General features: G+C 72.4%; 12 protein-coding genes. 4 read left to right on the top strand and 8 right to left on the bottom strand.

Features of this window, described 5'->3' with window-relative positions; genetic code table 11:
• Positions 1-30 precede the first annotated feature (30 nt).
• Together JNK12_25340 and JNK12_25345 are read left to right on the top strand one after the other, a co-directional pair.
• A complete protein-coding gene (locus JNK12_25340) occupies positions 31-528 on the top strand; it encodes a sterol desaturase family protein (protein MBL8779272.1) in 498 nt (165 codons plus the stop codon).
• Between the two features lie 16 nt (positions 529-544).
• Complete coding sequence (locus JNK12_25345; GenBank protein MBL8779273.1) at positions 545-1246, top strand: type I pantothenate kinase; 702 nt, start codon at positions 545-547, stop codon at positions 1244-1246.
• A gap of 12 nt (positions 1247-1258) precedes the next feature.
• Here JNK12_25345 and panB read toward each other — a convergent pair whose 3' ends face one another.
• The 8 genes from panB to JNK12_25385 form a co-directional block, all read right to left on the bottom strand.
• On the bottom strand, positions 1259-2113 hold the full coding sequence (gene panB, locus JNK12_25350) for a 3-methyl-2-oxobutanoate hydroxymethyltransferase (protein ID MBL8779274.1): 855 nt from the start codon (positions 2111-2113) through the stop codon (positions 1259-1261).
• A 108-nt stretch (positions 2114-2221) separates the two neighbouring features.
• Positions 2222-2410 carry a hypothetical protein gene (locus JNK12_25355; GenBank protein MBL8779275.1) on the bottom strand — a complete coding sequence of 63 codons (189 nt, stop codon included), beginning with the start codon at positions 2408-2410 and terminating at the stop codon, positions 2222-2224.
• Positions 2407-4704, bottom strand: coding sequence for a transglycosylase domain-containing protein (locus JNK12_25360; GenBank protein MBL8779276.1), 2298 nt, complete (start codon positions 4702-4704; stop codon positions 2407-2409). The genes JNK12_25355 and JNK12_25360 overlap by 4 nt, the downstream gene beginning before the upstream one ends.
• A gap of 127 nt (positions 4705-4831) precedes the next feature.
• A complete protein-coding gene (locus JNK12_25365; protein MBL8779277.1) occupies positions 4832-5218 on the bottom strand; it encodes a DUF5318 family protein in 387 nt (128 codons plus the stop codon).
• Between the two features lie 106 nt (positions 5219-5324).
• Entirely contained in the window at positions 5325-6068 is a 744-nt protein-coding gene (locus JNK12_25370; GenBank protein ID MBL8779278.1) for a hypothetical protein, read from the bottom strand.
• A gap of 10 nt (positions 6069-6078) precedes the next feature.
• Positions 6079-8433 (bottom strand): FdhF/YdeP family oxidoreductase, encoded by a 2355-nt coding sequence (locus JNK12_25375; protein ID MBL8779279.1) that lies wholly within the window; start codon positions 8431-8433, stop codon positions 6079-6081.
• Between the two features lie 41 nt (positions 8434-8474).
• On the bottom strand, positions 8475-10547 hold the full coding sequence (locus JNK12_25380) for a hypothetical protein (protein ID MBL8779280.1): 2073 nt from the start codon (positions 10545-10547) through the stop codon (positions 8475-8477).
• Between the two features lie 101 nt (positions 10548-10648).
• Positions 10649-10903, bottom strand: coding sequence for a hypothetical protein (locus tag JNK12_25385; GenBank protein ID MBL8779281.1), 255 nt, complete (start codon positions 10901-10903; stop codon positions 10649-10651).
• A 134-nt stretch (positions 10904-11037) separates the two neighbouring features.
• Here JNK12_25385 and JNK12_25390 point away from each other — a divergent pair, with 134 nt between their 5' ends.
• Both JNK12_25390 and JNK12_25395 read left to right on the top strand, forming a co-directional pair.
• Entirely contained in the window at positions 11038-12198 is a 1161-nt protein-coding gene (locus tag JNK12_25390) for a phosphotransferase family protein (GenBank protein MBL8779282.1), read from the top strand.
• A 188-nt stretch (positions 12199-12386) separates the two neighbouring features.
• Positions 12387-13265 (top strand): TIGR03619 family F420-dependent LLM class oxidoreductase, encoded by an 879-nt coding sequence (locus JNK12_25395; protein ID MBL8779283.1) that lies wholly within the window; start codon positions 12387-12389, stop codon positions 13263-13265.
• Positions 13266-13444: the final 179 nt, after the last annotated feature.

The following is a 13444-nucleotide window of genomic DNA, read 5'->3' on the forward strand; positions in this document are numbered from 1 at the left end:
GCCATACTGCCCCTTGTGATCGTGGTGGCCGTGGCAGCCCTGGCGGTGCTCGCCGGCGTCGTGGCGTGGAGCTTCACCGAGTACGTGATCCACCGGTGGTTCATGCACGCCGAGCTCGGACCCGCCATCGCCTCGCGGGGCCATCTCGAGCACCACCGCCACCCCACCAAGCGGCCGCTGGCCTCCCCGCTGTCGCTGATGATGACCCTCCTCGTGGGGCTCGGGTTCCTCTGCCCCGTCGGCGCCTGGCTGGCCACCGTGGTCGGCGCGCCCTGGTACACCGGGGCGCTGGTCGGCCTCTCGGGCATCGCCACCTACCTCGTCTACGAGCGGGTCCACTTCCAGTCCCACTTCCGCCCCGCCCGCACCCGCTACACCCGTTGGCAGCAACGCCGCCACCTTCACCACCACGGCCGCGGCGGCACCGTGAATTTCGGGGTGACGAGCCCCGTCTGGGACGTCGTGTTCCGCACCTACGAACCGGTCGACGTCGACGAGCCCGTCCCCGCCCGTCTCACCGCCTTCTGAGGGCTGGAGCTTCCCCGTGACGGGTGCGGACCCGCTCGACCAGGTGGTCGACCGCCTCGCTCCCGTGCCGGGACGGACCCGCGTGCTCGCCATCGCCGGCCCCGTCGCCGTGGGCAAGTCGACCATCGCCACCGAGCTCGCCGATCGGGTCCGCGCCGGCGGCGCCTCGGTCGAGGTGGTCACCACCGACGGCTTCCTCCGGCCCAACGCCGTCCTCGAGGCGCAGGGCCTGCTCGACCGCAAGGGCCGCCCCGAGACCTACGACCTGGACCGCCTCGACGCCCTGGTCGCCGCGGCCCGCGCCGGCGAGGCCTCCCTCTCGGCCCCGGTGTACTCCCACCAGCGCTACGACGTGCTCGACGAGCCGGACGTCTTCGCCCGCCCGGACCTGCTCGTCGTCGAAGGCGTCGTCGCCCTCCAGCGGCGCTTCGGCGACCTCGGCGTGTACGTCGATGCCGCCGTGGAGGATCTGGAGGCGTGGTACGTGGCCCGCATGCACGACCTGGTCCGCGACGCCGCCGACGACCCCGAGTCGTTCTACTTCGGCTGGGCCGACCTCGGCCCCGAGACCGTCACCGAGCTCGCCGTCGCGGTCTGGACCGAGGTCAACCTGCCGAACCTGGTCGAGGACATCGCCCCGAGCGCGGCCCGCGCCGACGTCGTGGTGCACAAGGGCCCGGACCACGCGATCCGGGCCCTACGCTGGAACCGGCGCTAGCGCCGGTCGGAGTCAGGCGCCCGGCGGGGGCGTGGAGCCGTAGAGCTCGAGGGACTCGGCCACCTCGCCGCTGACGTGGTAGCTCTCGTCGTCGTTGGGGAAGGCGCCGGTGCGCACGTCGTCGGCGAAGGCCGCCATCGCGCTCACGGCGTCGCCCTTGAGGTCGGCGTAGCGGCGCACGAACTTGGGGGCGACACGGTCCTCGATGCCGAGCAGGTCGTGGTAGACGAGCACCTGGCCGTCGCAGTGGCGGCCGGCGCCGATGCCGATGGTGGGCACGTCCACCGCCGCGGTGACCATGGCGGCCACGACGTCGGGGACACCTTCGAGCACGAGGGCGAAGCACCCGGCGTGGGCGAGGGCCTTGGCCTCGGCCACGAGCTGCAGCGCGGCCTCGGCCTCCTTGCCCTGCACCTTGAAGCCGCCCATGGCGTGCACCGACTGCGGGGTGAGCCCGAGGTGGCCCATGACGGGGATCTCGGCGGCCACGAGGGCCTCGATCATGGGCAGTCGCTTGCGGCCGCCCTCGAGCTTGACGCACTGCGCGCCGGCCCGGATGAGGGCGGCGGCGTTGCGCACGGTGTCCTCGGTGGACACGTGGTAGCTCATCCACGGCAGGTCGCCCACGATGAGGGCCTTGGGCTTGGCCCGCGCCACCGCGGCGGTGTGGTGGGCCATGTCCTCGATGGTCACCTGGAGGGTGTCCTCGTAGCCGAGCACCACCATGGCGAGCGAGTCGCCCACCAGGATCAGGTCGACCCCGGCCTCGTCCGCGATGCGGGCGCCGGGCGCGTCGTACGCCGTCACCATCACCAGGGGTTCGGCCCCGTCGGCGACCTTGCGGGCGCGCACGGCGGGCACGGTCATCTGCGTGTTGCTCATGGCTGAGCCTCCTTCCCGTCCAGCGCCCCTCGGCTGCCGGCGGTATGAGGAGAGGTTACCCACGCGCGCCCGATCGCGGGCGAATTCCGGGGATCAGACGCCTTCGTGGGGGTACTGCGTGCGACAGGCGAAGCACCAGTGCTCGACCTCGTCCTGCACGTCCACCTTGCCGGGCGTGTCCCACGCCTCGGGGGTCACGTAGATCCGGTGCACGGCTTCGAGCTCCTCGTCGTCTCGACCGCACGAGGTGCACGACACGGGCGCGGGCGCGGGCGCGCTCACGGGGAACCGCCCGATCTTCGGCCCTCGTCGTCGGCATCGCCCTCCCCCGCGTTGGCGCCCCCGGGGGCGACCACGGTGGTGGGGGGCACGGTGACCGTGACGGTGACCGGGGGCTGGGTGGTGGGAGGCGAGGTCACCGGGGGCACGGTGACGGTCGCCGGCGTCGGCGGTGCGGTGACCGCGGTGTTGCCGCCGGCCACGGCGCCGCCGGGCAGCTCACCCTCGTCGTTGTAGTCCTTGCCCTCGGGGAAGTCGCTGACGCTGGCCAGGTCGCAATTGTCGTTGAGGAAGGGATCGGCACGGGTCATGAAGTCGTGCCACATGCGCGCCGGGAAGCGCCCGCCCTCCTGGCGCTCGCCGTGGACGTTGTTCATGGGCGTGACGGGGGCGCCGTCGAAGCCCGGGTAGCCCATCCACACCGAGGCCACGAAGTTGCAGCGGAAGCCCACGAACCAGGCGTCCTTGTTGTTCTGGGTGGTGCCGGTCTTGCCCGCCGCGGCCACGTTGTCGAGGGCTGCCGCCCGTCCGGTGCCGCTGGTGACCACGCTGCGCATCGCCGTGGTGGTGATGTCGGCCACCTCGGGCGTGAGGACCTGCTGGCCCTCCTCGGGAGCGGTCCAGATGACGTTGCCGTCCGAGTCCTCGACCCGGGTGATGACCTGCGGCTCGTAGTGGGTGCCGTGGTTCATGAGGGTGGAATAGGCGGAGGCCATGTCCAGCGGCGAGACCTCGCCGGCGCCGAGCACGATCGAGGGCACGGTGGGGAGGTCGGCGGTGACGCCCATCTGGTTGGCCGTCTCGATCACTCGCTCGGAGCCCAGCTTCAACATCAAGGTGGCGAAGAACATGTTCGACGACGCCGGTAGCGCCGTCATCATCGAGTGGCTGCCGCCCCCTCCCGACACCCGCCACGTCCCGCCGCCGGCGCCGTACTCGGAGAGGTCGAACTCGCCGGCGCTGGGGACGGTCATGCGGGCGTCGGCCGCATACCCCTCCTTGAGCGCGGTGGCGACCGCGAAGGGCTTGAACGACGAGCCGGGCTGGCGGCCCGAGCCGCCGCCCTCGACGCCGACCGCCAGGTTGACCGATTGGTTGGCGAAGTCGGTGCCGCCCATCATCGCCCGCACCCGGCCCCGGTCGTCGAGGGCCACGATGGAGGCGGCCGGGTCGCCGGGCAGGTTGAGGGTCTCGGTGACGGTGTCGTACGCCGCCTGTTGCATGTCCATGCTGAGGGTCGTGTAGACCCGCAGGCCGCCGCCGTAGACCTGGTCCTCGCCGAACTCCTCGACCAGCTTCTGGCGGACGTACTCGGCGAAGTACTCCGTGCCGTGCTCCCAGTCGCGCACGGTGCCGAGGGTGGTGGCCGGGGTGCGGGAGACGATGTTCCGGCTGGCGAAGAGGTCGTCGACCTCCCAGCCCTCCTGCTTGGCCGCCTTCGCCTCGTCCCGGGTGATGTAGCCCTCTTCGAACATGGCGTTGAGCACCGAGTTGCGGCGCTGGGTGGCCACGTTGGGGTTGCGCTGGGCGTCGGCGCTCTCGGGGGCACGGATCAGGCCGGCGAGGTACGCCACCTGGGCGAGCTCGATCGGCGAGAACTCACCCGTCGTGTTGTCGAGGCCGTCGAGCTCCTGGATGTCGTGGCGGAAGTAGGCCCGCGACGCGGCCTGGATGCCGTAGGCGCCCCGGCCGAAGTAGATGGTGTTCAGGTAGCGCTCGAGGATCTCCTCCTTGGAGAGCTCGTCGTCGACGCGCACGGCGAGGATGGCCTCGCGGAGCTTGCGGGTGATGGAGCGCTCGCGGGTGAGATAGACGTTCTTCACGTACTGCTGGGTGATGGTCGAGCCGCCCTGGGTGATCTCCTCCTCGTTGGCGTTGGCCATCACGGCACGGGCGATGCCGACGGGGTCGATGCCACCGTGCTGGAAGAAGTCCCGGTCCTCGGCCGAGATCACCGCCTCGATCACGACGTCGGGCAGGTCCTCGTAGACGATGTTGACCCGGTCCTCGTCGCCCTTCAGCTTGAAGTCGGCGTTCTCGGGCCCGCAGTTCTCGGTGGTCTGCGCGAAGCAGACGAAGGTGGTCTGGCGGAGCTGGTCGTTGGCCGCGGGCAGCTTCACCTGCGACAGCACCCAGAAGGCGCCGGCCGAGCCCGCCACCACGAGCAGCAGGGCCAGGTAGAAGACGCGGCGCCAGCGCCAGATGATGCTGCGCTTGCGGAGCTTCTTCAGCTTGCCGCGTCGGTTGAGGCGCATCCCTTCCGGGACGTCCTGCACCGCGTTGGAGGATTGACTCATCGAGGGCTCACGGCTGAGGGGCGGGCGGACCGGGTCGGACCGGCGCGACGTCACAGAATCGTAATGCAGGCATGCCCCCCTTCCACGTCGCGGCGGCGCGTTCGGTTCCCGGCGCCGGCGATCAGCGCTACAGCGGGAAGGTGCGGGCGAGGTGGTTCCAGGAGCAGTTCGGGCACACCTCGACGACGTAGCAGGTGAGGTCGCCCTTGCGCTTGGCCAACTTGGCCAGCTCGCCCTTCTGGCTGACGCAGCGTCCGTGGGCCGGCAGGCGGGGGCCGAAGACGTAGGAGACCAGCACCACCTGGGTCTCCTCGCAGATGGGGCAGGTCATCGAGGTCGGGTCGCCGAGCTCGCGGGCGGCGCGCACGAGCTCGGGATGGGCGTCGCACACCTCGTGCTCGGCGAGGCGGCCCTTCTTGAACTCGCTCACCAGGGCGTGGCGGGCCAGGCGGTAGTCGATCGAGCCGCCCGCCTCTCGGACGGCGCCCTGGATCGCCTCGGGCCGGAACGTCACCCGACAGAGGTTAGAGGCGTCCCCCGACGCCCGCGCTCGGCCCGTCGCGACCACCGTCTTCGACCGGCCGGCGGACGGCGGTGCCCGGCGACCGGGGCCGGTGCGCTCAGGCGGGCATCGCGGTGGGGCTGAGGCGCTGGTGCAGCGCCCAGCGCTCGTCCATGGTGAGGCCGCCGTCGCGGCGACCGAGCACGTACACGCCGGCGGGCGTGAGCGGCCGTGGACCGAAGGCGACACAGTGGTGGCCGGCGGCCTCGAAGTCGTCGGTGGTGAGGCGGCATTCGCCCACGAAGGCCCGGATGGCCCGGCAGAGGGCATCCATGTCCCTCCCCGGCAGGGAGCCGATGGTGGGCCGGACCATGATGAGGCTGCCGCCGCCGGGGCCGGGGCGGAGGTGCACCGCGACGTCGAGGTCGATGGCCGCCACGAGATCGTGCAGGCGCTGCTCGACGGCCTGGCGCTGGGGAGCGGCCGCAGGGTGCACCACCCGGGCGCGCCGCTCGTCGCGGGGTACCAGCGGCAGGGGCGGCGGCGCGGGGTCGGTGCCCGTGCGGGGCCAGCCTCCGGCTCTGTCGGGCCGCTCGGGCCCGGGTCGGGCGGGGGCCGTGTGCGGACGGGGAGCGTTCGACGTACCGGCGAACAGCGAGGACAGCCCACCCGTCGTGGTCCCGGCGCCGGCACCCACCGGTGGGGCCGAGGGGCCGGCGAGGATGGCGCCGAGGCCCCGGCCGAGGCCGAACTGGAGCCCCTCGTCGTCCACGGGAGGTTCGTCCACGGCAGAGTCGCCCGAGCGACGGTCGTCGGTCGCTTCCCGGGGCAGGTCGTCGTCAGGGTGGTGCACGTCGCCCATCACCGGAGCATCACACGATCGCGCCGCCGGGTGGCGGATCCGGGCGGCCCTCGAGGCGGACGATGACCGACTTGGACGTCGGCGTGTTGCTCGACTCGGCAGTGCTGTCGAGGGGCACCAGCACGTTCGTCTCCGGGAAGTAGGCGGCGCAGGTGCCCCGGGCCACGTCGTAGGCCACGACCCGGAAGGCCTCGGCCCGTCGGGGCGCGGCCCCCGGCGCGTCCGGGACGCCGACGAGGTCGACCACCTGGCCGTCGGTGACGCCGAGCGCGGTGAGGTCGTCGGCGTGCGCGAACACCACCCGCCGGCCCTGGTGGATGCCCCGGTAGCGGTCGTCGAGGCCGTAGATCGTGGTGTTGAACTGGTCGTGGGACCGGATCGTCTGCAACAGCAGGTGGCCGTCGGGCACCTCGAGTACGTCCAGGGGGTTCACGGTGAGCCGACCCCGGCCGGTGGCGGTGGGGAACGTGCGGGAGTCGCGCACGGGGTTGGGGAGGGCGAAGCCCTCGGGCCGGCCCGAGCGGTCGTTGAAGGACTCGAAGCCGGGCACGACGGCCTCGATGTGGTCGCGGATGCGGGCGTAGTCCGCGGTGAGCGCGGCCCAGTCCACGTCGCCGCGCCCGCCCAGCGTGGCGGCGGCGAGGCCCGCGACGATGGCCACCTCGCTGCGCAGGTGGGGCGACGCCGGGTCGAGGCGACCGCGGCTGGCGTGGACCATGCCCATCGAGTCCTCGACGGTGACGTACTGCTCGGCGCCGGCCTGGACGTCGCGTTCGGTGCGCCCGAGGCAGGGCAGGATCAGCGCGGTGTCACCCACCACGGTGTGCGAGCGGTTGAGCTTGGTGCTGACGTGGGCGGTGACCCGGCACCGGGCCATGGCCGCGCTGGTGACCTCGGTGTCGGGGGCGGCGGCCACGAAGTTGCCCCCCAGGCCGAAGAAGACGTCGACCTCGCCGTCGCGCATCGCCCGGATGGCCTCGACCACGTCGTAGCCCGGATCGCGCGGCGGCACGAAGCCGAACTCGGCGCCGAGCGCGTCGAGGAACGGCGCCTCGGGTTTCTCGTGGATGCCCATCGTCCGGTCGCCTTGGACGTTGCTGTGCCCCCGCACGGGGCAGAGGCCGGCGCCGGGGCGCCCGACGTTGCCACGCAGCAGGCAGAAGTTCACGATCTCGCGGATCGTCGGCACCGAGTTGCGGTGCTGGGTGAGGCCCATGGCCCAGCAGACGATGATGCGGTCGGCGGCGAGCACCATGGCCAGCGCCTCGTCGATCTGCTCCCGGGGAAGGCCGGTCGCCCGGTCGATCAGGTCCCCGTCCAGTTCGGCGAGATGGGCGGCGAGGGCGTCGAAGCCGTCGCAGTGCTCGTCGAGGAACGCGCGGTCGATGGCCGAGGGATCGGTCTCGGCCCGGTCGAGCAGACCTCGGTTGAGGGCCTGGAACAGGGCGAGGTCGCCGTTGACCCGGATCTGGAGGAAGAGGTCGGCGAGGGCGGTGCCCCGTCCGAGCGCCCGCGTGGGTCGCTGCGGGTTCTTGAACCGCAACAGGCCCGCTTCGGGCAGCGGGTTGACCGCGACGACCTTGGCGCCGTTGTCCTTGGCCCGCTCGAGCGCGGAGAGCATGCGCGGGTGGTTGGTGCCCGGGTTCTGACCCACCACGAAGATCAGGTCGGCGTGGGCGAGATCGTCCAGGGTGACGCTGCCCTTGCCCACGCCGACGGTCTCGGTGAGGGCGACGCCGCTCGACTCGTGGCACATGTTGGAGCAGTCGGGCAGGTTGTTGGTGCCGAACTGGCGCACGAAGAGCTGGTAGGCGAAGGCGGCCTCGTTGCTGGTCCGGCCGGAGGTGTAGAAGACCGCCCGGTCGGGGTGGGCCACGGCGTTCAGCTCGCCGGCCAGCAGGCCGAGGGCGTCGTCCCAGGCGATGGGCTCGTAGTGGTCGGAGCCGGGGCGCTTCACCATCGGCTCGGTGAGCCGGCCGCGGCTGCCCAGCCAGTGGTCGGTCCGGGCGGCGAGGTCGTCCACGCTGTGGTTGGCGAAGAACTCGCGCCCCACGCGACGGGTGGTCGCCTCCTCGGCCACCGCCTTCATGCCGTTCTCGCAGAACTCGGCGTGGCTCCGCGCGTGCTTCCCGCTCTCCCGGGTCCCGGCGGGGGCGGCCTCGGGCCAGGCGCACCCCGGGCAGTCGAAGCCCTCGGCCTGGTTGACCTTGAGCAGGGCCCGGGTCCCCCGCCGCACCCCCATCTCGGCGAGGGCCATGCGGGTCCCCGCGACCACGCCGGCGGGCCCGGCGGCCACGTCCTTGCTGTGCCCGACCCTCAGGCGCTCGTCGCCCCGGTCCGGCTCGTCGCGGTCCCCTCCACTCACGTCCCGAACGCTAGCGGCGCGGCCCTGCGCCGCCCCGGCCGTCAGCCCCAGGACAGGGTGGCGGTGCCCGTGGCGCCGTGGAAGCCGTCGACGGCGATGCGGTAGGTGGTGCCGGCGATCGCGTCGAAGCCGACGCGGGCGCCCAGCTCGCAGGTGTCGTCGGCGGCGGCGACCGGGCTGAGGGCGGTCAGGGCGTCGCCGGTGGACACGGCGAGGACCGTGTCGAAGTCGCTCCCGCAGGTGTCGAAGGTGACGGGACCGTCGGCGGGTGCCGTCCACGAGTACCAGACGCTGTGTGCCGCGGGGTTGCCTGCGTGGGAGGGCTCGGACCGCTCGGACGAGGCGAACCCGGTGGCCACGTCGAGCGTCCCTCCCCCGGGGGCCAGCGGGACCGTCGCCGAGAAGGCGTCGGACACCGGGCCCGTCACCAGGGACCGCCGCAGCACGACCTCGCCCTGGGCGCCGCCGTACCCGCCGACCGCCAGGTAGTAGGTGGTACCGGCGACCGAGGCGAAGCGCAGGCGGCTCTGCGCGCCACACGTGTCCTCGTCGGCGGCGATCTCGGAGAGCCCGTCGACGGAGGGCCCGGTCGCGGGCCCCGAGTACACCGCCAGCACGGTGTCGAAGGCGCTGGCGCAGGTGTCGACCGCGACCGCGGCGCTGAGCCCCGCCGTCCACCGGTACCAGACGGTGCGCGTGGGCGCGGCCTCGGCGTGCTGCGGCTCGCCGGCCTCGACCGTGGCCCGCTCGTTGCTGCCCCGGGTGGTGCCGGTGGCGAAGGGCAGCGCTTGGGCGGCCGCCACCGCGTCGTTGGCCGGCGGCGGCGGGGGCGCCGTCGTGGTCGTGCTCGTCGTGGTGGTGCTCGTGGAGGTGGTGCTCGTGGAGGTGGTGCTCGTGGAGGTGGTGCTGCTCGTGGTGGTCGTGGACGAGGTGGAGGTCGTCGACGTCGTGGTCGAGCGCTCGATGGTGAAGGTGCACGTGCTCTTCTCGCCGGCCTGGAGCTCGATCACGGCGCGGGCCCGGTGGAGTTGGACGCGCTCGTCCGTGTCGCACGTGATGCCGGCGAGGGCCCATCCGGGTGGGGTCGACTGGCTCAGCTTCCAGCGGCCGACCGCGAGGCCGCCGTGGCGCGCCCGCCGCTGACGGACCGGGTCGGCATCGTCGTCGAGGGTGAAGGTGCGACAGTCGGTGCTCGCCCCCCGGCACAAGGTGAAGGCCACGTCGCGCGCCGCGTTCGGCCTGCTGTCGAGTGCGGCCACGATGATGCCGGTCCGCCCCGCCGCCCGGCTCTCGTCCGCCGCGGTATCGACCGTGGAGCGCGGTGGGACCGACGGGACCGACCCCTCGGCTGGGACGGCGGCCGCCTCGGCGAGGCCGGCGCCGCCAGGCGCGACCCCGTCGAAGACCACCGCGGCCACCTTCGCGAACACGGCGGGCTCGGTGAGGAGATCGTTGTGGGCCAACCCCTCGAAGACCAGGTTGGGTGCGCCGGCGAGCTCGGTCGAGTCGCTGGGCGAGATGATCTGGTCGTCGGTGGTGCGGATGGTGGTGTAGTCGACCTGGCCCGGAGTCTCGTCGCCCTCGTTGAGCTGATCGAGGAACGAGGACCCGACGGCCATCTCGGGGCACCCCTCCTCGCCGGGGAAGAGCAGGCAGGTGAGGGTGATGTTCGATCCGTGGTTGGGCCCCGCCAGCGACACCCAGTCGTCGACTACCCGCCGGCACGGTCCGAAGCGGATGCACCAGCGGGTGGGGAGCGCACCCATCGAGTGGGCGACGACGTCGACGCGCGCCGCCCCGGTCTCGAGGCGCACCCCGGTCACGAAGGCGGCGAAGTCGTCCGCCGAATCGACGTTCGACTGGCGCGAGTCGTAGTTCCACGCCCACAGCCGGTCCTCGGGGACGCCCGCGTCGCGGAAGCGCTGGACCATGGTGGTGAACGCGGCGCTGGAGTCGTGCAGGCCGTGCACGAACACGATGGGCTCGAGACCGGGCGGCGGGCCCGCCGGCCGGGCCGCCAGGGGCGTGGGCGACAGGACACCGGCGACGAGCGCGACGGCCACGCCGACCACGCCGACGGCGGCCGCGACGGTCGGGCCGACGGGGGTGCGCACCCGCGCCCCGCGAGGCCGACCCGTGCCTCGACCTCGCCGCCGTGTCCCGCTCACTTCGCGCCTCCCGCTCGTGGCCGAGCCACCTCGGCGAGCGCCAGACGTTAGTCAGTCAGGGCGGTCCCACGGTCAGCCAGGACGGGGAATCTCGGTCGGCGCCGGTTGGCGCGGACGCACGCCGTCCGCACGGCCAGCAGCAGGTCGGGGCGATCGCTGCGGCGGGCTTCGCACTCGGCGGCCGCCAGGAGGTCACGGGCCTCGAACGGGTGGCCCCGATCGCCCTCGGCCACCGCGAGGCGCAGCAGCACCGCGCAACGCTGGTCCACCGTTCGGTCGCCCGGTCGGTCTCGGTCGGTCACGGTCTCCCCCTCCGCTGACTGGTTACCCACCGTCCCCATCGGCCCGTCGGCAGCGCGCGCAAGGACCCCGGGCGGCCCGACGTCCGATTGACGCGAACGCCCCACCCCCGGAGGGCTGTCAAACTGGTCGGCCTATGAGCGACACCGACGCCGCCGGGGGGCCACCGTCGACGGACCGCCCCCAGACCTCCACCCGTAGCCACGACGAGCTGACCGAGCGCCTCAGCGCCTGGCTGGCGGCCCGACCCGGGGCGACCCACGGGGCGGTCACCGACCTCGCCGCGCCTTCGACCAACGGCATGTCGAGTGAGACGCTCCTGTTCGACGCGACCTGGACCGACGCCGACGGCGAGCACCACGAGCGCTGCGTGGCCCGGCTCGAGCCCGAGGCCAGCGCGGTGCCCGTGTTCCCCACCTACGACCTCGAGCTGCAGCACCGGGTCATGACCCTCGTGGGCGAGCGCACCAGCGTGCCCGTGCCCCGCAACCTCTGGTTCGAGCCCGACCCCGAGCCGGTCGGGTCGCCCTTCATCGTCATGGCGCGGGTCGACGGCATCGTGCCGCCCGATGTCATGCCGTACCCCTTCGGCGACAACTGGCTGTTCGACGCCGACCCCGTGGACCAACGCCTCCTCCAGGACCGGTCGGTCGAGGTGGTCGCCGAGCTGCACTCGCTCGAGGCCACCGACGAGGAGCTGGTCTTCCTCGACACCAAGGCCCCTGGCGACACCCCGCTGCGCCGCCACGTGAACGGCCAGCGGGCCTTCTACGACTGGACACGTGGCGCCGGCACCGCCGACGAGATCCGCCTGCCGGTCATCGAGGCCACCTTCGACTGGCTCGACGAGCACTGGCCCGAGGACGAGGGCCCCACGGTCGTCAGCTGGGGCGACGGCCGCATCGGCAACATGATCTACCGGGACTTCGAGCCGGTGGCCGCGCTCGACTGGGAGATGGCGGCGCTCGGGCCCCGCGAGCTGGACCTCGCGTGGATGATCTTCATCCACCGCTTCTTCCAGGACCTCGCCGAGCAGTACGGGATGCCGGGCATGCCCACGTACCTGCACCGCGACGACGTCGCCAGCCTCTACGAGTCGATCACCGGCCACACCCCCCGGGACCTCGACTGGTACCTGATGTACGCCGCGCTCCGCCACGGCATCGTCATGACCCGTACCGCCCAGCGGGGCGTGTTCTTCGGCGAGCGCGACGCCCCCGAGGATCCCGACGACTACGTCATGCACCGAGCCACCATCGAGCGCATGCTCGCCGGGACCTACTGGGACAGCATCTGACGATGGGGCCCGTGTGATGCGATCGACGTTGCGAGCGGAGCGAAGCAGCGCCGCCGACGAACCGGATGGCGAAGCCGCTCCGAGGCACGAGGAGCCAGCGTGATGCGGTTCACGTTGCGAGCGGAGCGAAGCAGCGCCGCCGACGAACCGGATGGCGAAGCCGCTCCGAGGCACGAGGAGCCAGTGTGATGCGGTTCACCGTCTCGCTGCCGTTCACGCCGGCGGACCACCTGCTGCCCATCGCCCAGGCGGCGGAGGCCGCGGGCTGGGATGCCATCTCGGTGCCCGACTCGGTCTTCTTCCCCGAACACGTGTCGGCGGGGTACCCGTACACGCCCGACGGGGTGCGCTTCTGGCCCGCCGAGGCGCCGTGGCCCGACCCGTGGGTGGCCATCCCGGCCATGGCCGCGGTCACCGAGCGCCTCTCGTTCTTCACCAACGTGATGAAGGTGGGCATCCGCGAGCCGCTGCTCGTGGCGAAGACGGTCACGTCGACCGCGGCGATGTTCGAGGGGCGGATCGGCATCGGCGTCGGCCTGTCGTGGATCCCCGAGGAGTTCGCCTGGCTCGGCCAGGAGATGAAGACCCGGGGCAAGCGCCTCGACGAGGGCATCGAGATCCTGCGAGCCTGCCTCGCCGGCGGGTGGGTCGAGCACCACGGCAAGCACTACGACTTCGACCGGCTGATGATGGCGCCGGCGCCCGTGGAGCCGGTGCCCATCTACGTGGGCGGGCACTCCGAGCCGGCGCTGAAGCGGGCGGCCCGCCTCGGCGACGGCTGGATCGCGGTGCAGGTCACGCCGGACGAGATCGCCGAGACCGTGCCCAAGCTCACCGCTTTCCGCGAGGAGTACGGCACGGCCGACCGACCCTTCGAGATCAAGGTCACGCCCATGGTGATGCCCTCCATCGAGGCCATGGACGAGCTCGCCGCCCTCGGCGTCACCGACGTCATCACCGTCCCCTGGTACTTCTACGGCGGCGACCCCGAGGCGCTCGACACCAAGCTCCGAGACCTCGAGCGCTTCGCCGACGAGATCATCGCCCCCCTCCGCGCCCGCACCTGACCCCACCCACCGTTCTGGTGGCGAGTTGGCGACGTAGGGAGGCTGTTGCGTTAGGTGCTCGCGTTCAGGTCCGAGACGGGGGAGAATTCGTGGGTGGCTCCTCGGTTCCGTGCGGTGACTCGTGATCAGCAGTTCTTGTTGCCTCCTGATGTGCGCGAGTGGCTCCCGGTGGGCCATCC

The organism is Acidimicrobiales bacterium (assembly GCA_016794585.1).
In the GTDB taxonomy this organism is placed as follows: Bacteria; Actinomycetota; Acidimicrobiia; order Acidimicrobiales; family DATDAH01; genus JAEUJM01.

Coding starts and splice junctions, on each gene's coding strand:
- JNK12_25370 (MBL8779278.1), bottom strand. CDS start 6,068: ATGGGCGACGTGCACCACCCTGACGACGACCTGCCCCGGGAAGCGACC.
- JNK12_25360 (MBL8779276.1), bottom strand. CDS start 4,704: ATGAGTCAATCCTCCAACGCGGTGCAGGACGTCCCGGAAGGGATGCGC.
- JNK12_25390 (MBL8779282.1), top strand. CDS start 11,038: ATGAGCGACACCGACGCCGCCGGGGGGCCACCGTCGACGGACCGCCCC.
- panB (MBL8779274.1), bottom strand. CDS start 2,113: ATGACCGTGCCCGCCGTGCGCGCCCGCAAGGTCGCCGACGGGGCCGAA.
- JNK12_25395 (MBL8779283.1), top strand. CDS start 12,387: ATGCGGTTCACCGTCTCGCTGCCGTTCACGCCGGCGGACCACCTGCTG.